The sequence below is a fragment of the Streptomyces sp. HUAS 31 genome (assembly GCF_028198125.1).
GTDB lineage: Bacteria > Actinomycetota > Actinomycetes > Streptomycetales > Streptomycetaceae > Streptomyces > Streptomyces chartreusis.
In genome coordinates this window covers 7,593,855-7,613,802 of record NZ_CP116353.1, presented here as the reverse complement: position 1 = coordinate 7,613,802, position 19,948 = coordinate 7,593,855, and the positions used below count along the sequence as shown (strand labels likewise).

The 19,948-nt window shown below is 72.2% G+C and carries 14 protein-coding genes; 7 read left to right on the top strand and 7 right to left on the bottom strand.

Features of this window, described 5'->3' with window-relative positions; genetic code table 11:
* Positions 1–183: 183 nt before the first annotated feature.
* Positions 184–3,909: a S8 family peptidase gene (locus PGH47_RS33755; RefSeq protein ID WP_271666532.1), complete on the bottom strand. Its 3,726-nt coding sequence runs from the start codon at positions 3,907–3,909 to the stop codon at positions 184–186.
* A 219-nt stretch (positions 3,910–4,128) separates the two neighbouring features.
* Here PGH47_RS33755 and PGH47_RS33750 point away from each other — a divergent pair, with 219 nt between their 5' ends.
* The 3 genes from PGH47_RS33750 (at position 4,129) to PGH47_RS33740 (ending at position 6,139) form a co-directional block, all read left to right on the top strand.
* Complete coding sequence (locus PGH47_RS33750; protein ID WP_271666531.1) at positions 4,129–5,118, top strand: helix-turn-helix transcriptional regulator; 990 nt, start codon at positions 4,129–4,131, stop codon at positions 5,116–5,118.
* 272 nt (positions 5,119–5,390) lie between these two features.
* On the top strand, positions 5,391–5,873 hold the full coding sequence (locus PGH47_RS33745) for a DUF456 domain-containing protein (protein WP_126903209.1): 483 nt from the start codon (positions 5,391–5,393) through the stop codon (positions 5,871–5,873).
* A gap of 23 nt (positions 5,874–5,896) precedes the next feature.
* Positions 5,897–6,139 carry a hypothetical protein gene (locus tag PGH47_RS33740; RefSeq protein ID WP_271666530.1) on the top strand — a complete coding sequence of 81 codons (243 nt, stop codon included), beginning with the start codon at positions 5,897–5,899 and terminating at the stop codon, positions 6,137–6,139.
* Between the two features lie 20 nt (positions 6,140–6,159).
* Here PGH47_RS33740 and PGH47_RS33735 read toward each other — a convergent pair whose 3' ends face one another.
* The 6 genes from PGH47_RS33735 to PGH47_RS33710 all read right to left on the bottom strand — a co-directional run bounded on the left by PGH47_RS33735 (position 6,160) and on the right by PGH47_RS33710 (position 13,811).
* The gene (locus PGH47_RS33735; protein ID WP_376054143.1) at positions 6,160–6,687 is read right to left on the bottom strand and encodes a methylated-DNA--[protein]-cysteine S-methyltransferase; all 528 of its coding nucleotides are present in this window, start codon (positions 6,685–6,687) and stop codon (positions 6,160–6,162) included.
* Complete coding sequence (locus tag PGH47_RS33730; RefSeq protein WP_271668214.1) at positions 6,687–8,090, bottom strand: DNA-3-methyladenine glycosylase 2 family protein; 1,404 nt, start codon at positions 8,088–8,090, stop codon at positions 6,687–6,689. The genes PGH47_RS33735 and PGH47_RS33730 overlap by 1 nt, the downstream gene beginning before the upstream one ends.
* Positions 8,091–8,239: 149 nt before the next feature.
* Positions 8,240–9,331: a ribosome small subunit-dependent GTPase A gene (rsgA, locus tag PGH47_RS33725; RefSeq protein WP_271666529.1), complete on the bottom strand. Its 1,092-nt coding sequence runs from the start codon at positions 9,329–9,331 to the stop codon at positions 8,240–8,242.
* Between the two features lie 245 nt (positions 9,332–9,576).
* On the bottom strand, positions 9,577–11,058 hold the full coding sequence (locus PGH47_RS33720) for a cellulose-binding domain-containing protein (protein WP_271666528.1): 1,482 nt from the start codon (positions 11,056–11,058) through the stop codon (positions 9,577–9,579).
* Between the two features lie 216 nt (positions 11,059–11,274).
* A complete protein-coding gene (locus PGH47_RS33715) occupies positions 11,275–12,612 on the bottom strand; it encodes a radical SAM protein (RefSeq protein WP_271666527.1) in 1,338 nt (445 codons plus the stop codon).
* 191 nt (positions 12,613–12,803) lie between these two features.
* On the bottom strand, positions 12,804–13,811 hold the full coding sequence (locus tag PGH47_RS33710) for a hydroxyacid dehydrogenase (protein ID WP_271666526.1): 1,008 nt from the start codon (positions 13,809–13,811) through the stop codon (positions 12,804–12,806).
* A 144-nt stretch (positions 13,812–13,955) separates the two neighbouring features.
* Between PGH47_RS33710 and PGH47_RS33705 the strand changes: the two genes are divergently transcribed.
* From PGH47_RS33705 to PGH47_RS33690, 4 genes are all read left to right on the top strand, one after another.
* Positions 13,956–15,209 carry a D-arabinono-1,4-lactone oxidase gene (locus tag PGH47_RS33705; RefSeq protein WP_271666525.1) on the top strand — a complete coding sequence of 418 codons (1,254 nt, stop codon included), beginning with the start codon at positions 13,956–13,958 and terminating at the stop codon, positions 15,207–15,209.
* A 164-nt stretch (positions 15,210–15,373) separates the two neighbouring features.
* Positions 15,374–16,621 (top strand): ROK family transcriptional regulator, encoded by a 1,248-nt coding sequence (locus tag PGH47_RS33700; protein WP_107908366.1) that lies wholly within the window; start codon positions 15,374–15,376, stop codon positions 16,619–16,621.
* Between the two features lie 11 nt (positions 16,622–16,632).
* Positions 16,633–18,492, top strand: coding sequence for a glycoside hydrolase (locus tag PGH47_RS33695; protein WP_271666524.1), 1,860 nt, complete (start codon positions 16,633–16,635; stop codon positions 18,490–18,492).
* 177 nt (positions 18,493–18,669) lie between these two features.
* Positions 18,670–19,935, top strand: coding sequence for an ABC transporter substrate-binding protein (locus PGH47_RS33690; protein WP_271666523.1), 1,266 nt, complete (start codon positions 18,670–18,672; stop codon positions 19,933–19,935).
* The last annotated feature ends 13 nt before the right edge of the window (positions 19,936–19,948 follow it).

Here is a 19,948-nt window from a genome sequence, read left to right as displayed (position 1 = left end):
GGATGAAAACGGGGCATCCGGAAATTCCGGCCTCGCGGGGCCCACCCGGACGGCACGTCGGGTGACGTCTTGAACAACCTTGCGAAACAACGGGGGAAACACGTCGCCGGGCGGCCCCACCCCCCACGGGAGAACCGCCCGGCGACTGCCGGGTGACCCGGGCCCCGATCCCCTTCGCGCGCGTCAGCGCACGTCGTAGGCCCGGGTCACGATCTGGGTGACCGAGGCGCCGTGCGCGTCGGTCAGGACCGATCGAATACTGACCTGCTTCCCTGTCGCTCCGCTGTGGTTCACCGTCGCCCTCCAGGTCCCGTCGCCCCGGCGCACCGTCCGTGCCTCGGTCCAGGTCCCGCCCTCGTCGTACGAGTACGAGAGCCGGGCCCGCGTCAACTCACCGGGCTCGTAGCCCGCGTGGCCGGTCGCCGAGAGCGTGACGGTCTGTCCGTCCTCGGCGGGGAGGGTCTTCAGACCGTCCTCCGGCAGCGCGTACCACGGGAACAGCAGCGGTATGCCCTGCGAGTAGGTTTTCTCGTCGCGCGCGGAGCGGAAGGTCCAGGTCGTGGTGGTGGCGGTGGAGCGGTTCCACGCCCGGGCCGGGGGGCCGATCTTGGCGGTGTGCAGGGTGAGTTCGTAGCGGGACTCCTCGGCGGGGACGGTGAACACGCCGAAGGGGTAAGGGCTTTCGCCGATCGTCTCACCGTTCCGGCTCAGTGTCATGCTGCCGATGTCCCCGAAACTGCCCTGCACGCCCTGGTGTTGGCCGTCGCCCCAGAAGCCGGGCGCCACGCCGATCAGGTCGCCCTGCCGTTCGGCGGCGAGCGCGGGCCGGCCGGTCCCGTCGCGCGGGGTGGTGGGGGCGAGGACGCCGCCGTACCACTCCTCGGTGCGCCGCTCGCCCTTCGTGTAGCTGCGCATGGGGTCGATCATGAACTCGCCCCACGGGAAGCTGCTGGACACCTCGTGCTCCCAGCCGGTCGTGCCCGGCGAGTGGAACTCGGTGCGCCGGAAGGGCGCGGGGACCGTCTCCAGGCCGCTGAAGTAGCCGGTCAGCCCGTTCGGGCGGGTCATGGAGGTCAGGTCGACGTGGTCGGTGGCGCCGCCCGCCATGGAGTTGTACGTCGCTGTGGTCGCCGCGAGGTCCCGGTCCCGGACGCGGTAGGTACGGTCCCCGCCGATCGGGCCCTTCTCGGGGAAGGCGAGGTTGTAGACGTACGGGCTCTTGGCGGTGGCCGTCCAGCGCAGGGTGACATCACCAGCCGCGAGCAGGGTCTTCGCCTCGTCGGCCGGGACGGCGAGGACGGGCAGCGGGCCGCCGGTGAAGCCGGCCGACGGGTACCAGCGGCCGGGTGCGTCCCGGTGGACGAGGACGGCCACGGCCCCGGCCGCCTTCGCTCGGGTCGCGATCTCGTAGGCGCTGCCGCCGTCGGGGATCCGGACGAGCGCGATCTTCCCGGCGGCCCCCGAGAGGTCCTCCGCCGTACCGGACTCGGCGTCGAAGAGCGCGGCGCGGCCGCTGCCGTCGAGGTTGGCGGAGCTGTAGGAGGCTGTGGTCGGGTGCAGCGACGGGCCGCCCTCGACGGCGAGTTCGGTGATCTGCGGGGCCGCGGAACGCCAGAAGCTGTCGAACTCGAAGTCACCGTCGGTCGCCCGGCCGGTGACGGAGGCGTAGTAGCCGCGCAGTTCGCGCCCGCCGGCCGCGGTGCCCGCGTGCAGCCAGGTGTCGTCCCAGCTGCGGGCGAACCCGAGGGTGGCGCCGCGCGGTTCGGTGGGCCGGTCCGTGCGGACGGTCAGCCGGTGGGCCCTCCGGGCGTCGAGGACGACGGTCGTGTCGTCGCGGATCTCCAGCTGAGGACGCCCGAGGTAGGTGAGGGAGTCCAGAAGCGTGCCGTCGGTCTCCGGCGTGGTGACGAAGCTGGAGAGGAAGTAGGCGCCGGGGCGGATCCGGTACGTCTGGTCGGCCGCGCCCTCGTTGAAGCGTCGCTCGCCGCTCGCGTCGTCGGTGCCGATCAGGTCGACGGAGGAGGCGCCGTCGGCGGGCCCGCCGTTGCGGTCGAGCAGCTTGACCCGCAGGGTGACGGTCTCCGGCTGGACGTACAGCGCGAACGGAGTGGAGACCCTGACGCCGTCGGCCGTGGCGAGGACGCGGCCGGTGACGTCGCCGTACTGGGCGCGCTCCAGCCGGGCCGTCGGGTCGATGCGCAGCGGGACCTCGACCGTCGCCCCCGCCGGGACGGTGACCCTGCGGGCGTCGAGGCGGGCCGGGGCCGAGCGGACGGTGGAGCCGTCGTTGCCGGTGACGGCGGCCACCGTCAGCTTCAACTCCACCGCCCTGTCCGTGGTGTTGGTGTAGGGCACGGCGAGGGTCGTGCGGTCGCTCGCGTCCTGCGGCCAGTTGTAGGTGCCGGCCTGCAGCGCGGGTGCGCCGAGCACCTTCTGTCCGATCGCGGCCCGCACGTCGAGGCGTCCGCCGCCGGTCTCGCGGACGTCGCCGGGGATGCCGGTGTCGGCGGAGGAGACCAGGGCCGCCTTGATCTGCCGGGCCGTCCAGTCGGGGTGGCGCTGCTTGACGATCGCCGCCGCGCCGGCGACGTGCGGGGTCGCCATCGACGTACCGCTCATCGACCGGTACGCGTACACGCCGCGCCCGCCGGCCGCCGCGGCGGAGATGCCGACGCCCGGTGCGGTGATCTCCGGCTTGAGGGTGTGCGAGCCGTACGCCGGGCCGCGGCTGGAGAAGGAGGCGGTGGTGTCGTCGCGGTCGACGGCGCCGACGGTGAGGACGCTCGGGGCGCACCCCGGGGAGGAGACCGTGTTGTCGCCGGGGCCGGTGTTGCCCGCCGCGATGACGAACAGGGTGTGCTCGCTCGTCCGGGCGAGTTCCTCGGTGGCCTGGGCCATCGGGTCGGTGCAGTCGGTGCGGGCCGGGTTGCCGAGGCTCATGGAGACGACGTCGGCGCCCTGGTCCACGGCCCATTGCATGCCGGCGATGATCCACGAGGTCTCACCGTAGCCGTAGTCGTTCAGGACCTTGCCGTTGAGCAGTCCTGCGGCCGGGGCGACGCCCTTCTTCGTGCCGTCGCTCGCGGCGCCCGTGCCGCCGACGGTGGAGGTGGTGTGGGTGCCGTGGCCGTCGTGGTCGTCGGCGTCCGGGGAGTCGGTGAAGTTCTTCGAGGCGGTGATCCGGCCCTTGAGGTCGGGGTGTTCGGCGTCGACGCCGGTGTCCAGGACGGCGACCTTCGTGCCCTTGCCGTCATAGCCGGCGGCCCACGCCTCGGGGGCGTGGACCTGGCGGGTCGAACGGTCCAGCGTGGCCCGGACCTTGGCGTCGAGCCACAGCTTCCTCAGATCTCCGGCCGCGCGGGAGCGGGGGCTGGTGAGGTCCGCCCACACGTCGGCGGCCTTCCTCTTGTCGGCCTCCAGCGCGACCCCGTCGATCGCGTCGAGGACCGGGCCGCGTTCGGCGCCGCGCGGGGTGGGCGGCACGGCCCGGGCGACGGATCGGTCGTAGGTGGCGATCAGCGGAAGCGTCGCGCGGTGCGTGTCGTCGTAGCCCTGGCGGACCAGGCCGGTGACGTTGAACAGTTCCTCGTCGACCCGGCCGGCGGCCAGGGCCTCGATCGCACGCTCGGGGTAGACGTACAGGTCGTCGCCGGCGCGGCGGGTCTGGGTGAAGGGGGTGGTGCCGTCCGGGCCGGGCAGGGCGACGGCCCCGTCCCGGGTGACGAGGACGCGGTCACCGGTGACCAGTGTGACGACGGTACCGGCGTCGGCGCCGGGGGTGGCCCGGTCGCCGGTGCCGGCCGGCGGTCTCGGCCCGGTGGTGGCCGCGTGCGTGGGTACGGCCGGCGTCACGGCCAGGATCGCGGCGGTGGCCGCGCCCAGTGCCGTACGCGAAATCGCTCTCCCCAAGATCGCCCTCTTCCCGTGCTGCCGCTTGCCCGCGAGCGCGAAAGCGCAGGCCGATGAGGCCCAACTCGGGCATTGCGGGCGGTGGTTGATGCTGCGGTGGCGACACCTTGGCAGAGTGAGCGGTGGTACCGCGATGATGTGCGGAGGCGGTTTTGCGCCGTGGCCGTTTTCCGCCACGGACCGGACACCGGTGTTCGACCTGGGGAGGAACGCGGCCCGATGCTGGGAGCGATAGGTCTCGACGAGACGCACGAGTCGGCGTACCGGGCCCTGGTGTCCGCGGGTGCCGCCGACGTACCCGATCTCGCCCGACGGCTGACGCTCGGCGAGCACGACACCGAACGAGCCCTGCGCCGCCTGGAGCGGCACGGGCTCGCCGCCCAGTCCTCGGCCCGCCCCGGCCGCTGGGTCGCCGCGCCGCCCGGGGTGGCGCTGGGTGCGCTGCTCACCCAGCAGCGGCACGAGCTGGAGAAGGCGGAACTGGCGGCCGCGCTGCTCGCCGAGGAGTACCGGGCGGGGGCCACCGAGACGGCCGTGCACGACCTGGTCGAGGTGGTGATCGGCGCGGCAGCGGTGTCGCAGCGCTTCCTCCAGCTCCAGCTCGGCGCGGGCGACGAGGTGTGCGCGCTGGTCACCGGCAGCCCCGTCGCGGTCACCGGTATGGAGAACGACGCCGAGGAGCAGGCCGCCGATCGCGGGGTGCGCTATCGCGTGGTCCTGGAGCGGGCGGTCCTGGACCAGCCGCACGGCGTCACCGAGCTGTCCGCCGCGCTGGGCCGCGAGGAGCGGGTGCGGGTGGTGGACAAGGTTCCGACGAAGCTGGTGATCGCCGACCGGACGCTGGCGCTGGTGCCGCTGACCTCGCACACCGCGGAGCCGGCCGCGCTGGTCGTGCACGCGAGCGGGCTGCTGGAGCTGCTCTCCGGGCTGTTCGAGTCGGTGTGGCGGGACGCGCTGCCGGTGAGCCTCGGCACGTCCGGCGTCGCCGAGCAGCAGCCAGAGGGCCCGGACGACACCGACCTGGAGGTGCTCTCCCTGCTGCTGGCCGGCCTGACCGACGCGAGCGTGGCCAAGCAGCTGGACCTGGGGCTGCGGACCGTGCAGCGCCGGGTGAAGCGGCTGATGGAGCTGACCGGGGTGTCGACCCGGCTGCAGCTGGGGTGGCACGCGTACGAGCGGGGGTGGGTGTCGCGGGAACGGCAGGGCTGACGTGCGGGGGCGCGAGGGTGTCCCCCTTGCGCCGCGGTGTACTGCATGCGGCACCGCTGACATGCGGCGCGGGCACCGGACCGTACCCCGTACGGCACCGCTGACATGCGGCGCGGGCACCGGACCGTACCCCTTGCGGCACCGCTGACATGCGGCGCGGGCACCGGGGCGTACCCCGTACGGCACCGCTGACATGCCGCGCGGTCGCCGGACCGTACCCCGTGCGGCACCGCTGATCTGCGCGTTCTCGCGGGCTCCGGCACTCTGGTCAGATGGGAGTCTGGGACCTGCTGCTGGTCGGTCTGGTCCTCCTGCTCGGCCTCTGCGGAGTGCTGGTGCCCGGTGTGCCGGGGTCGTGGCTGGTGTGGGCCGGCGTGATGTGGTGGACGGTGAAGGACCCCCAGCCGGTCGAGTGGTGGGTGCTGGTGGGGGCCACGGTCGCGCTGTTCCTGTCCCAGGTGGTCCGCTGGGCGCTCCCGCCCCGCCGGTCGCGCCCGAACTGGGCCGGCCGCCGGATGACCGTGTACGCCGGGGCGGGATCCTTCCTGGGTTTTTTCCTGATCCCCGTCATCGGCTCGATCCCCGGCTTCATGGCCGGTGTCTATCTGGAGGAACGGCTGCGTCTGGGCAGCCACGGCGAGGCGAAGTCGGCGCTGCGGACCGCGATGAGCTCGGGCGGCTCCAGCGTGCTGGCGGAGCTTTTCACCTGCCAGCTGATCGCGGGGGCCTGGCTGGGAGCCGTGATCTGGGGCTGAGGCATCGGGTCTTTCCTCGGCTGATGAACCGGTTCGTGCAGCGCGCGCCCTGCGTCGTGCGGCACGGCATCTCTGGACCGGTCGAGGTGCGGGACGGCAGGGGTCGTCCGCTGCGGTACTCCGACGCGGGTGACGGGGCGCTCCGCATCGCCCTGTCGAAGGGGAACTCGGCGCTGATCACGGCGCGGGGCGACCGGCCGGACCTGACGATCGCGCCGGTCCGGCCGAACGGGGAGGCGCCTCGGTGGGGGCTGGAGGGCGCCTAGGGCGAGTGAGGGCCGGTGGACTACTGGAGCGAGCCCTCCAGCGTCAGCAGCCGCACCTTGCGGTCGAGGCCGCCCGCGTAGCCGGTCAGGGAGCCGTCGGCGCCGATCACCCGGTGACAGGGGCGGACGATCAGCAGCGGGTTGGCGCCGATCGCACCGCCGACGGCCCTCACGGCGGCGCGGGGAGCGCCGATCCGCGTGGCGATCGCGCCGTACGTCGTGGTGGCGCCGTAGGGCACGTCGTCGAGGGCGGCCCAGACCCGCTCCCGGAACTCGCTGCCGTGTGTACTCAACTCCAGCTGGAACTCCTTGAGTTCACCGGCGAGGTAGGCGGCGAGCTGTTCCTCGGCCGCGCGGAAGAGCGCGGGGTCGCGCCGCCGGCCGTCCTGGACGGTCCGCCCGCCCTTCTGGCCCGGCACGGAGAGCGAGGCCAGAGCGCCGGTGACGGGGTCGGCGGTGAGGAGCAGGGGGCCGAGCGGACTGTCGAGCTCGGTCCACGGGATGGGGGTGGCGTCGGCGGCCATGGAGGTCCTCGTGTTCGTCGTCATCACTGATCCAAGTCCCCTGCTGCACGCAGGTGTTGCAAGGCGTAGGAGCGCCAGGGGCGCCAGCTGTCGGGGGTGTCCGCGCCGGGCGGGCCGACGTCCGGGTCGCCCAGGGCCCGGGTGCGGATCACGGCGACGGTCCGGGCGTCCAGGCCCGGCACGCTCAGCAGCGCACTGTGCGCCTCGTCGCGGTCGGCGCCCGGGTCCAGCCGTACGGCACCGTCGGCGAGGGCCGCGGTCAGCGCGCCCAGGGGGCCGCCAGGCTCGGCCCCGGCGAGCACGGCCGCCTCCGGGAAGAGGTGGGTGAGGCTGCCGCAGGGCGCGTCGAGCGCCTTGCCGTACCGGCGCACCAGTTCCTCTGCGCGCCGCGGGCCCACCAGCGCGCGTACGGCCAGTTCGTCCGCGTCCGCGGCGCCGGGCGAGCGCAGTCCCGGCCGGGCGGCGACCAGCGGAGCGAGCCGGGCGTCGGCACCGAGCCGTTCGTCGACGGCGTACGGGTCGGAGTCCAGGTCGAACAGTCGCCGCAGCCGCTGTACGGCGGTGGTCAGGTCGCGGAGGTCGGTGAGGTGGAGCCGGGCGTCGAGCCAGCCGCCGGGGTGGGCGGCACGCCCCTGCCCGGCGCCGTCGCCCGGCGCCTCCTCCACCGCGACGATGGCGGTGCCGTGCGGCAGCCGCAGCGTGCGCCGGTAGGTGCGGTGCCCGGCCGGGCCGGAGACCTCCTCGATGCCGGGTACGGCCTCCTCGGCCAGCAGGTCGAAGACGGCGCCGGCCTGGTAGGGGCCCCGGTGGGCGAGCCGCAGGGGTATGCCGGCCGACGGTGTGGCCGTACGCCCGGCGGAGCGGCCGGCGCGCGGCGCGGCGGCGCGCACCTCGCTCGGGGTCGAGGCGTAGACCGCCCGGATCGTGTCGTTGAACTGGCGGACCGAGGCGAATCCGGCCGCGAAGGCGATCTCCGTGATCGGCAGTTCGGTGGTCTGGAGCAGGACCCGCGCGGTGTGCGCCCGCTGGGCCCGGGCGAGTGCGACCGGGCCCGCGCCGAGCTCGGCGGTGAGCTGCCGCTGCACCTGCCGGGCGCTGTAGCCGAGCCGGGAGGCGAGTCCGGCGACGCCCTCCCGGTCGACGATGCCGTCGCCGATCAGCCGCACGGCCCGGCCGACCACATCGGCCCGCACGTTCCACGCGGCCGACCCCGGCACGGCGTCCGGCCGGCACCGCCGGCAGGCCCGGAAACCCGAGCCCTGCGCGGCGGCGGCCGTCGCGAAGAACCGCACGTTGCGCCGCTTCGGCGTCACCGCCGGGCAGCTGGGGCGGCAGTAGATGCCGGTCGTCTCGACGGCGAAGAAGAACTCCCCGTCGAACCGCGCATCACGGCTGCGAACCGCCTCGTACCTGCTGTCTCCGTCCATCACGCTGTCCAGTCTCCGCCGGACGAGGACGCACTGCTAGCGGAAATCGGACACAGCCCTGCCACGCCCTTGAGAGGCGCGGGGAACTGCGCGACCAGCCACGACGAACCGGCAGCCGCAAGCCGACGGACGAGGCACCCCTGTAGGCGCTACTGCCACCGCCCCCGCTTCGCGGCCATGGCGGCGCGCCCCTCCGCCCCCTTCCGCTTCCAGTCCTTCTTGATCTCGGCCCGCAGCCGCGCATCGGTCTTGGCCACGATCCACTGGTTCTCCCGCATCAGCTTCCGGTAGCTCTCCAGCCGCCGCACGGGCAGCTCACCGGCGTCGACAGCGGCGCGCACCGCGCACCCCGGTTCGCTCTCGTGCGCGCAGTCGTGGAAGCGGCAGCGTGCGGACAGCTCCTCGATCTCCGAGAACACCTGGCCGACGCCGACCTCGGCGTCCCAAAGCCCGACGCCGCGCAGCCCCGGCGTGTCGATGAGCACTCCGCCGCCGGGCAGGGCGAGGAGGTTGCGGGTGGTGGTCGTGTGGCGGCCCTTGCCGTCGACGTCGCGCGCGGCCTGGACCTCCATGACGTCCTCGCCGAGCAGCGCGTTCGCGAGCGTCGACTTGCCCGCGCCGGACTGCCCGAGCAGCACGGACGTACCGCCCCCGACGACCGCGGAGAGGACGTCGAGCCCCTCCCCCTGCGTGGCGCTGGCGGTCAGCACCGGCACGCCCGGCGCCGTGGTCTCCACGTCCTGGACGAGGTACGCGAGCGTCACCGCGTCCGGCACGAGGTCGGCCTTGGTGAGGACCACGACCGGCTGCGCGCCGGACTCCCACGCCAGGGCGAGGAAGCGCTCGATGCGGCCGAGGTCGAGTTCGACGGCCAGCGACACGGCGACGATCGCGTGGTCGACGTTGGCCGCGAGGATCTGCCCCTCGGACCGCTTGGAGGAGGTGGAGCGTACGAACGCGGTACGGCGCGGCAGATACGTCCGTACGTAACGCGGATTGCCCGAGGGTTCGACGGCGACCCAGTCGCCCGTGCACACGACCCGCATCGGGTCGTGCGGTGTGACGAACGCCGTGTCGGCGCGTACGACGCCGTCGGCGGTGACGACGTCGCACTGCCCGCGGTCGACCCGCACGACGCGCCCGGGCAGCAGCCCCTGGGCGTCGTACGGGGTGAACGCGTCGGCCCAGGCCGAGTCCCAGCCGTAGGGAGCCAACGCGGGAAAAACGGAGGTGGAAGTCAACGGGTGACCCTTCACGATGAATGGCCCCGGCAGCCGCGCGCACAGGCGCGGAGGGAAGTGAAGTCTGGGTTCAGCCGGCGGCCACGGAGGTGGACTTGATGGTCTGGATGCGGTCAGCGCTCGTCGCAAAGACAGCCATTGGTCGACACCTCCTCGTACACGTCCGCTCGACTGCGGTGGCCGATCGGCCACCGCCTTGAACCGCTGTCACTTTAGCCGGGGCCCGGGAAGGCCCGTCAACCGAATTATGAGGCGCAGTCGTGCCCGTTGAGCGTGAAGTCGGCCGCCGGTGAGTTCTCGCCCTCCCAGGAGGCGATGAACCCGAAGGCCAGCGAGCCGCCGGCGGGGACCGTGCGGTTGTAGTCGGCGGCCTCGGCGGTGATCCGGGAGCCGTTCTGGGCGAAGTTCGCGTCCCACATCTGGCCGACGGTCTGGCCGTCGTGGAAGGACCAGCCGACGCGCCAGTCGTCCAGGGCCTCCTCGGTGGTGACGGTGACGGTGGCCTGGAAGCCGTCGGGCCATTCGTTGACGAGGTCGTAGACGACCTCGCAGGCCGGGGCCGCGCTCGGGGACGGTTCCGGGTCGTCCTCGCGGGCCGTGGAGGACTGGGTGCCCTGGGGTTCGGGCTTGGGGTTCTTCGGCTCGGGCGAGTCCTCGTGCGGGGCGCTCCGCGACGGCTCCGCGGAGTCGGTGGGCGACTGGGTGGCGGCCGTGACCGGCAGGGAGAAGCCGGGGTCGGCGACCGGCCGGCGGTCGGAGGTCTCCCCGCCCGCCGCGGTGCCGTCACCGGTGCCGCCCGGCATCATCGACACCGCGAGGGCGAGCGCGGAGACCAGGACGGCGGCGACGAGCAGGCCGTTGCGCACGACGCGGGCCTTGTGCGCGCCGGGGTTCGGCGGTCCCGCGTCCGCGTCCGCCGCTTCGGGGCGTCCGGCGCCCAGGCGCACCTCGGCGGCCCGGCGGCGGCGCTCCAGGTAGGCGAGGCCGCCCCAGCCGATCACTCCGCCGGCCAGCGCCCCGGGCAGCCCGCCGCCGTGCAGCCGCAGACAGGCGGCGGCCTCGGCGCAGTTGACGCAGGTGGCGAGGTGGCGGGAGAGGTCGCCGGGGGTGTCGGCGGCGGTGGAGCGGGTGACGGCGTCGAGGAGGCGGGCGTAGCTGCGGCACTGCGCGTCCATCGGGGTGTCGAGGTGGTTGCGCCGGCTGCGGTCCCGGAACACGCCGCGAACCTGGGTGAGTTCCTCGGCGAGGGTGGCCGGGTCGAGGCCGAGCCGGCGGGCCACGACGGCCTGCGGCAGCGCCTCCACCTCGGCCAGCCACAGCAGTGCCGCGTCCGGTTCCTGCATGTCGCGCAGTCCGCGCAGCGCGAGCGGGCGCTGGAGCGGGGGTCCGGCGAAGCGGGCGGCCTTGTCGGAGTTGAGCCACAGGCGCAGGTCGGGGTCCAGCTTGTGGCCCTGCCCGCTCTCCTCCCAGGCGGCCGCCGTGTTGCGTACGGCGGTCAGCAGGAGGGGGATCCGGGGCAGGCGGGCGGGGCGGCGGCCCGCGCTGCGGAAGGTTATGGCCTCGGCCTCGCGGGCCTCACGTATGCCGGCGGAAAACGCCTCGGCGGCCAGTTGCCTGGCCGCCGAGGACCCGGCCGTGCACAGGTCGGCGTACGACAGCACGGCGTCCCAGCACTCGGAGAACAGCGCGGCCTCGGTGGCATCCTGAGGGGTCGGCAGGTCGGGCATGAGTCTCCTGCATCCACATGCGAGGTCAACTCGCCATATTGGCAATGGAGTTGGGGGGACCCTCGCGGCGGGACATGACCCTTTCACGTTTTCAACACAACTGACAAGCGCCGTGTTCAGATGTCATGACAGACCGTGGTGGACCGGCAACTCCAGCCACAGGTACGGACGCGAGCCCCGTCCGTCTCACCTATACCGGCATCCGCGCCGCCCCGACTAGACCGCCGACGGAGTCTCTGTCGTCGCCGGCTCCTGCGCCGGGAGGCTGTCCATGAACGAACTCACCGAGAACACCGCGTTGCCGGGTCCGGGCGGACCGTACCCGGGGGGCGAGGACAGACCGAAGTCCTCCATGGTCTGGCGATAGGCCTGGAGCAGCCGGATGTGGTACTCCAGCGGCGCACCGTGCGGGTTGGCCTTGCCGAGCGGGGTCGTCGGCTCGGGGCACCAGGTGGTGAATCGGGGCGTGATGCCGTTGGACATGAAGAAGCGCAGGCCCTCGGTGGTGGAGTCGATGGCCTCGTCGACCGTCTTGAAGCCGAAGGGCTCGGCCATCTCCACGCCGGCCACGAAGTTGGGGATCACGTTGCGCGCGCCGAAGACGTCCGCGGAGTCCAGGATCCGCTTGTGCCACTCGTCCCGGCCGACGTACCGCTCCTTGCCCGGGCAGTACATCTTGAACAGGTACTCGTCCCACACCTCGTAGTTGGGGTGGTAGATCTGCACGCCGTAGTCCTTGAAGCGCTGGACGTCGTCCTTGGGCAGCGCCTGGGCGACGACCTTGCCGATCCAGCGGCCCGGGAAGTGCTCCTCGATGGCCTTGGCGTACATGCCGTAGAAGTCGGCCTCGTCGCGGCCCTGGAGCTTCGAGGTGATGGCGCCGCCCGTGAGCGTGTACGCGGTCGACGCCTTCGCGGTGTCGTACCGGTTGATGATCTCCAGCGCCTCCAGGACCTCGTCGACGTCCTTCACACCCGTGTACGGCCGCCCGGCCGCCTTGTGCTGGCGCCAGTTGTGGTTGATGTCGCAGTACTGGCACTCCTCCTTGGCGCCGAAGTACTGGCAGACCCGGAAGACGGTGAGGTAGATCAGGTAGCCCCACTGGATGGTCGGCGCGACCTCCATCACCGACTTCCCGTTGGAGAGGGTGTGCCGGTAGTACTCGGGCATGGGCGGCACGCCGACGTCCGAGATGCGCTTGCCGTCCAGGTAGAGGCCGAGCACGCCGTGCTCGTCGGCGGCCACCCGGTAGGGCGAGGCCGGGTTCACGCGCACGGAGACGACGGTGCGGCGCAGGTCGTACGGCCCGCCGGTGAGGATGATCTCCTCCGGCGGGCGCCGCAGGGCGGCCTCGCCGAGCTCCGGCAGGGTCCCGTGGTCGAAGGAGAAGATGAAGTACGACTTCGGCTTGACCTCGCCGCCCTCGTTGTCGCTGAGGGCCGACGGGTCGAACGCGACGCCGCCCCGGAGCAGGTCCTCCTTGAAGACGGCTTCCCGCGGAACGTGCGGGAATCGCTCCATCAGATCCTCGACCAGTGCGGTGCGGCTGCCCATCCGTAATCTCCTCCCGGCTCAGAGCCTGTGTCATGTTCCCGGTCGGATCAGCGCCGCGCGCCCGGCCGGGGACATGACACAGGCTCTCTGGCGTACGACTCCTCACGGTATGCCCCCACCGGAGCCGGGACCGCATCGGGTCCCCTCCTGGGTGTATGTGTCAGGCATCCTCCGGATCGCCGGGGCCCGCCCTACGCCTCCCGCGCGAGCGCCATCGGGTCGACCGGGTGCGCGAGCTCCTCGCCCGCGACCAGCCGTTCGGCCTCCTCAGTGACCGCGAGGCCCAGACGGGCGGCCTCGTTGCCCTGGGAGCCGGCGAGGTGCGGGGTGACGACCGCGTTCGGCAGGTCGTACAGGGGCGAGTCGGCGGGCAGGGGCTCGGGGTCGGTGACGTCGAGGATCGCGGAGAGGCGGCCGGTGCGCAGTTCGGCGATCAGGGCCTCGTGGTCGAGCAGGGCGCCGCGCGCGGTGTTGACCAGGACCGCCCCGTCGGGCATCAGGGCCAGCTCGCGGGCGCCGATGAGGTGGCGGGTCTCGGGGGTGTCGGGGGCGTGGATCGTGACGACGTCGGACGTGCGCAGCAGGTCGTCCAGCGGGAGCAGGGGCACGCCGAGGGCGGCGGCGCCCGCCGTGTCGACGTAGGGGTCGCTGAGCGCGGGGACCATCTCGAAGGGGCGCAGCAGCTCGATCAGCCTGCGGCCGATGCGCGAGGCCCCGATGACGCCGACCCGGCGGCCGTGGTTGCCGATGCCGGGGACCAGGCCCCAGCCGGGGAAGACGCGTTCGGTGCGCAGCCGGTCGCGGGCGGCGAAGAGGTCCTTGCCGGCGAGCAGGATCACGGCGAGCGTGTACTCGGCGACCGGCACGGCGTTGGCAAGGGCCGCCGAGCTGACCGAGATGCCCCGCCGCCACAGCTCGGGAGTGGCGAGGCCCTTGACGGAGCCGGCCGCGTGCAACACCGCGCGCAGCTTCGGGGCGGCGTCGAGGACGGCCGGTTCGAGGCGGGGGCAGCCCCAGCCGGTGACCAGGATCTCGGCGCGGGCGAGGGAGTCCGCGATGCGCGGGTCGGTGAAGTCCTCGGCCACCAGGCCGGGGTCGATGTCCAGCGACTCCCGCAGGCGCGCCAGCACTCCCGGCGGGAAGACCAGCGGCACGTTCTCGGCGGACATGGCGAACAGGGCGTGCGGCCGCTCGGTCAAGGACGGGCCTCCGGCTCGGCGAGGTGGGGTGGGAGGGGACGGCCGAATGGGGCGGGTGTGGTGGCCGTGGAAAACGGTCTCTACGGTAGGCAGCCGCGGATGAGAGGGTCAACGCGCAGGCACTCACCCTGGAGGACGGCGGGCATGACGGAGACGATCACCAACTGGGCGGGCAACATCACCTACACCGCCAAGGAGCTGCACCGGCCCTACGCGGTCGGCGCGATCGGCTCGCTGGTGGCGGGGAGCGCCCGGGTGCGGGTGCTGGGCAGCGGGCACTCCTTCAACGAGATCGCCGATCCGGGCCCCGAGGGTGTGCTGCTGTCGATCGCCGATCTGCCTCCGGTGATCGACGTCGACCGGGCGGCCCGTACGGTGCGGGTCTCCGGCGGCGTGCGCTACGCCGAACTCGCCCGCACGGTGTACGCGCACGGCCTCGCGCTGCCCAACATGGCGTCCCTGCCGCACATCTCGGTGGCCGGCTCGGTCGCCACCGGCACCCACGGCTCGGGGATCGGCAACGGCTCGCTGGCCACCTCGGTGCGGGAGGTGGAGCTGGTCACGGCGGACGGGTCGGTCGTGACCGTCGGCCGCGAGGACCGGCGGTTCGGCGGTGCAGTCACCTCGCTGGGCGCCCTCGGAGTCGTCACGGCGCTGACCCTGGACCTGGAGCCGTCCTTCGACGTCGAGCAGCACCTGTTCACCGAACTGCCGCTGGACGGGCTGGACATGGCGGCGTTCGAGACGGTGATGTCGTCGGCGTACAGCGTGAGCATGTTCACCGACTGGGGCGCGCCCGGCTTCCGGCAGGTGTGGCTCAAGCGGCGCACCGACCAGCCGCTGCCGGACTTCCCCTGGGCCGCGCCCGCCACCGAGAAGCTGCACCCGGTGCCGGGGATGCCGGCGGTCAACTGCACGGAGCAGTTCGGGGTGCCGGGGCCGTGGCACGAGCGACTGCCGCACTTCAGGGCGGACTTCACACCGAGCAGCGGGGCGGAGATCCAGTCGGAGTATCTGCTGCCGCGCGAGCACGCCCTGGCCGCGCTGCACGCGATCGACGCGATCCGGGCGACGGTCTCCCCCGTGCTCCAGACCTGCGAGGTGCGCCTGGTCGCGGCCGACGGGCAGTGGCTCAGCCCGGCCTACGGACGGGACACGGTGGCCCTGCACTTCACATGGGTCGAGGACACGGCCGCCGTGCTGCCGGTGGTGCGGCGGTTGGAGGAGGCGCTGGCCGGCTTCGAGCCCCGGCCGCACTGGGGCAAGGTGTTCGCGCTGCCGGCGGAGGTCGTGCGGGCGCGGTATCCGAGGCTGGCCGACTTCCGGGCGCTGGCGCGGGAGCTGGATCCGGAGGGGAAGTTCGCCAACGCGTTCGTGCGGGATATCCTCGGCGCCTGACGGCGATTGATACCCGCCAGTCCCCCCACACCTGGTGCTTCCAGCGGAAAGACTTTCTACAGCCCCTTTCCTAACCCCTTGTCGAAAGTCCGCCGCACACCATAGCCTTGCGCCGCGCCGGTGCCGACGACGACCCGGCCGGAGCGAAGGGACGGGGGCACCCGGTGAAGCGCACATCACGCGACATCCGCACGGCGAACCGCTACGAGGTGCTGCGCCAGATCATCGCCGCGTCACCCACCTCCAGGCAGGAGCTGGCGGCCGCCACCGGACTCAGTCTCGCCACGGTCGCCACGCTCGTGGGCGAGCTGCTCGACCTGAGGATGATCACGGAGGTCGGGTTCGAGGACTCGGCGGGCGGCCGTCCCCGCGGGCTCGTGGCGGTCAACGCCTCCGGGGGCGCGCTGATCGGCGTCGACATCGCGGAGACGTACGTCCGGGTCGAGCTGTTCGATCTCGCGCTGAACGTCCTGGCCCGCGCCGACGAGGACATGCGCCCCGGCGAGAGCCGCCCCGAGCAGGTCGTCGGCCATGTCGCCGCCGCCGTCGGCTCGGTGGTCGCGCAGGCCGGGGTGGAGGGCGCCCGGGTGCTCGGCGTCGGGGTGAGCGTGCCGGGGCAGGTGGACCGGGACACCGGTGTCGCCGAGTACGCGCCCAACTGGGACTGGCACGACGTGCCGTTGCTCGATCTGCTCGCCGAGCACATCGCCTACCCGCTGTACATGGACAACCCGCTGCGCGCGAGCGCGGTGGCCGAGCTGTGGTTCGGGGCGGCGCGCGGTCGCGGCGACGCCGTGGTGGTCAACCTCGGCACCGGCGTGGGCGCGGGCCTCCTGCTCGGCGGCGGGCTGCACCGGGGCGTGAGCAACAGCGCGGGCGAGTGGGGTCATACGACGCTCGTGCTGGACGGGCGGCTGTGCCACTGCGGCAACCACGGCTGTGTCGAGACGTATGTCGGCGCGCCCGGAATCATGGTGAACCTGCGGGAGCTGGCCGCCGAGAGCGCGCTGCTGCACCCGGACGACCAGACGGCGACGATCGACGCGCTGGCCCGCGGTGTCGCGGCGCAGGACCCGGTGGCACTGAAGGTGGTCCGGGACACGGCCCGCTATCTGGGCGCCGGGATCGCCGATCTGGTGAACCTGTTCAACCCCGAAGTCGTCGTGCTGAGCAGCTGGGTCGCCGCCGCGCTCGGCGAACCGCTGCTGCACGAGGTGCGCGAGGCCGTGGCCCGGCACGCGCTGAGGCGGCCGCTGGCCGCCACCGAGATCGTCCTCTCCGCCATCCCCACCGACCCGGTGTGCCTGGGCGCGGCGACCTTCGCGCTCGAAGGAGCCCTGCAGACCGTGGGCCAGAGGACTGCCGCAAAACGCACCACCCCCGCAAGGAGCCGTACCGCACCACCTTCGTGACGACGGAAGGGATGCACGTGACTCTCCCCCGCTCCAACCCCCACCCCCGCAGATCGGTCCTGCTGACGGCCGCCGCAGCGCTGGCCGTCACGGGCCCTCTGATATCCGCCCCGCCCGCGGGCGCCGCCGCCGCTCCGGCGGCCGAGGTCTCCCCGCACGCAGCGCAGGCCATCGACAACATCGGTGCCTCCGGCGCCTGGTGGGTCAACGACCTGAAGAACTTCGACCCGAAGGTCCGGGCCCGGGTGGCCAGGCTGCTGTTCGCCCCCGACGGCCTGGACCTGAGCGCCTACCGCTACAACATCGGCGGTGGCGGCACGGGCGTGACCTACGCGCCGCGCGCCCCCGAGGACTTCCGGGGCGCCGACGGCACGTACGACTGGAGCAAGGACAAGGCCGGCCGTACGTTCCTGTACGCCGCCGCGAAGTACGGCGTCGAGGATCTGATCGGCTTCGTCAACAGCGCGCCCGCCGAGTGGAAGACCAACGGCTTGAGCTGCGGCGGCCATCTGAAGGCCGAGAACGAGCAGGACTTCGCGAAGTACGTCGCCGACGTCACCGACCACTTCGCGAAGCAGGGCGTGAGGTTCGACTACATCAGCCCCTTCAACGAGCCGACGAACAGCTTCGACTCCTGCGGCCAGGAGGGCATGCTCGTCGACGTCCCGCAGCGCGACGACATCGTGCGGGCGCTCGGCGCCGAGCAGCGGGCGCGGGGGCAGCGGACCGGCATCATCGCCGACGAGTCGACCAGCACCGTGAAGTTCAACGACGAGGTGCCGCGCTGGATCAACGAGCCGGGCACCGCGCAGTACGTCGACAAGCTGGCCCACCACACGTACGACAACCCCTCCGACGCCAACCGCGCGAAGGTGTACGAGACTTCGAAGTCGGTGGGCGGGACCTCCTGGTCGACGGAGATCTGCTGCTTCGGCAAGGGCGGCACGGGCTGGGCGCAGGAGTACGACCCGACGATCGACGGCGGTCTGAACCTGTCCCGGATCATCTACAAGGACTTCGCGACCGCGCACGACTCGGCGTTCCACTGGTGGGTCGCGCTGTCGGAGATGATCGGCTCCGATCCGCTCGCCAGGAACGACCAGGGCTGGAACGACGGCCTGATCTACTACGACCCGGACTACGCGAGGAACGGCAATCAGACGCTGTACTTCACCAAGCGGTACTACGCGCTCGGCCAGTACAGCAAGTTCGTGAAGCCGGGCTCGGTCATGCACAACGTCACGGGCCTGCCGGACGGTGTGGAGGCCTCCGTCTACGACCGGAACGGCAAGTGGGTCGTCGTGGTCAACAACCACAACACCACCGGCACCGACCTCGACCTGCACTTCAACAGCGGGTCGCCGCTGCGGGCGGTCGAGGCGGTCCGTACGTCGGCCGACGAGAACTGGGCGAAGGTCGCGCGGCCCTCGGTGAAGGGCGGCACGGTGTCCGCGGCACTGCCGGCCCGCTCCATCACGACGTACGTCCTCGACCAGAAGCCGTACGCCGCCGCCTCGGCCGTGACCGGTGCCTGGCAGGGCGAGCAGTCGGGCAAGTGCCTGACCGCCGACGCCTCGGGCGCGGTGATCGGCGCCTGCGCGGGCGCGGCCGGGCAGGGGTGGTCGTACGACCGCCGGGGTGCGCTGAAGGGCCCCGACGGCTATCTGACGGCGGGGAGTTCGGGGCTCGCGACGACGGCCGGCTTCGCCGGTGACGCCGGGCAGCGGTGGCTGCTGAACTCCAACGGGCAGATCGTCAGCGAGGCTTCGGGCAAGTGCCTCGACGTCGGCGGGCAGGCGACGGCCGACGGCAGCAAGGTGGGCCTCTACAGCTGCAACGGCGGCGCCAACCAGGTCTGGCTGCGCCGGTAACTACCGTACCCACCAAGGGGGTTGCGGGTCCCCGGTGCGGCGGTCCGCAACCCCCTCACGTCCGGTATTCCGAACGTTGCACAACGCTTCGTGCAGACTTCGTCCAACCCCTTGCCGAAGCCTTAGCCGAAGGTTAACGTCCCGCACCGCAGCCGTACTCGAGACAAGGACGTCACCATGTCGGCACCGAGCAACAGCAACTTCAGCCGCCGAACCGCACTGCGGGCCGCGTTGGGTCTGGCCGCCGCCGGCGGACTCGCCGCGTGCGGCGGAAACAACGGGCGCGGCGGCGGGTCCGGTTCGGGCGTCAGCCTCACCCAGTACTTCCACGCCTACGGCGAGGCCGGCACCGAGCAGGCCGTCAAGAAGTACGCCAAGGCCTACAAGGACGCGAACGTGACCACCCAGTGGATCACCGCCGCCGACTTCGAGAACAAGCTCTTCGCGACGCTGCTCACCGACAACGCGCCCGACCTCTTCGAGTTCCACCCACAGATCCAGATGGTCAGGAGCGGGCAGGTCGCGGACCTGACCGACATCGTCGAACCGGTCAAGGACGACTTCAACCCGGCCGACATCGCCTCGCACACGGTCGACGGGAAGACGTACGGCGTCCGCATGATCGACGACCCGCAGTTCTTCTTCTACCGCCCCTCGCTCTTCGAGAAGGCGGGCGTGAAGGTCCCCGAGACCCTCGACGAGCTGATCGAGGCCGCCGCCAAGCTCACCACCGGCAAGGTCAAGGGTCTGTACCTCGGCAACGACCTGCACGCCGTCATCAACCCGATGATCTGGTCCGCGGGCGCCGACACCCTCGACGACAAGAACCAGATCGCCTACCACACCGACGGTGTGGTCGAGGGTCTGAAGAAGATGCGCTCGCTGTTCACCAGCGGCGACCTCCTGCTCGGCGCCCCGACCGACTACTGGGACCCCTCCGCCCTCAACCAGGGCCTGTGCGCGATGCAGTTCTGCGGCATGTGGGCGATGCCGCAGTTCCAGCAGACCCTCGGCGACGACGTCGGCGTCTTCCCCTTCCCGAAGGTCACCGCCGACGGCAAGCCCTCGGTCTACAACGGCGGCTGGTCGATGTTCGTCAACGCCAAGGGCAAGAACGTCGACGCGGCCAAGGAGTACGTGAAGTGGCTGTGGATCGACCAGAAGGAGTACCAGGAGGACTGGGCGACCTCGTACGGCTTCCACATCCCGCCGCGCACCTCGATAGCCGAACAGGCCACCAAGCTGAAGTCCGGGCTGCCGGCCGAGGGCGTGAAGCTCTTCAACGAGTTCGGCCACTTCGACAACATCGGCTGGACCCAGGCCATGATCACCGCGCTGGAGGACGTCTTCGCCAACTGCGTCCGTAAGGGCGGCGACCCCGAGGCCGCCCTCGACAAGGCGGACGCGGCCGTCGGCCGTGAGCTGAAGAAGCTCTTCGGATAGGCCGGCGGACGGA

Excerpts from the sequence above, each read along its gene's own strand:
- PGH47_RS33750 (WP_271666531.1), top strand. The coding sequence starts at position 4,129 with ATGCTGGGAGCGATAGGTCTCGACGAGACGCACGAGTCGGCGTACCGG.
- PGH47_RS33745 (WP_126903209.1), top strand. The coding sequence starts at position 5,391 with ATGGGAGTCTGGGACCTGCTGCTGGTCGGTCTGGTCCTCCTGCTCGGC.
- PGH47_RS33740 (WP_271666530.1), top strand. The coding sequence starts at position 5,897 with ATGAACCGGTTCGTGCAGCGCGCGCCCTGCGTCGTGCGGCACGGCATC.
- PGH47_RS33735 (WP_376054143.1), bottom strand. The coding sequence starts at position 6,687 with ATGACGACGAACACGAGGACCTCCATGGCCGCCGACGCCACCCCCATC.
- PGH47_RS33730 (WP_271668214.1), bottom strand. The coding sequence starts at position 8,090 with ATGGACGGAGACAGCAGGTACGAGGCGGTTCGCAGCCGTGATGCGCGG.
- PGH47_RS33720 (WP_271666528.1), bottom strand. The coding sequence starts at position 11,058 with ATGCCCGACCTGCCGACCCCTCAGGATGCCACCGAGGCCGCGCTGTTC.
- PGH47_RS33715 (WP_271666527.1), bottom strand. The coding sequence starts at position 12,612 with ATGGGCAGCCGCACCGCACTGGTCGAGGATCTGATGGAGCGATTCCCG.
- PGH47_RS33705 (WP_271666525.1), top strand. The coding sequence starts at position 13,956 with ATGACGGAGACGATCACCAACTGGGCGGGCAACATCACCTACACCGCC.
- PGH47_RS33695 (WP_271666524.1), top strand. The coding sequence starts at position 16,633 with ATGCACGTGACTCTCCCCCGCTCCAACCCCCACCCCCGCAGATCGGTC.
- PGH47_RS33690 (WP_271666523.1), top strand. The coding sequence starts at position 18,670 with ATGTCGGCACCGAGCAACAGCAACTTCAGCCGCCGAACCGCACTGCGG.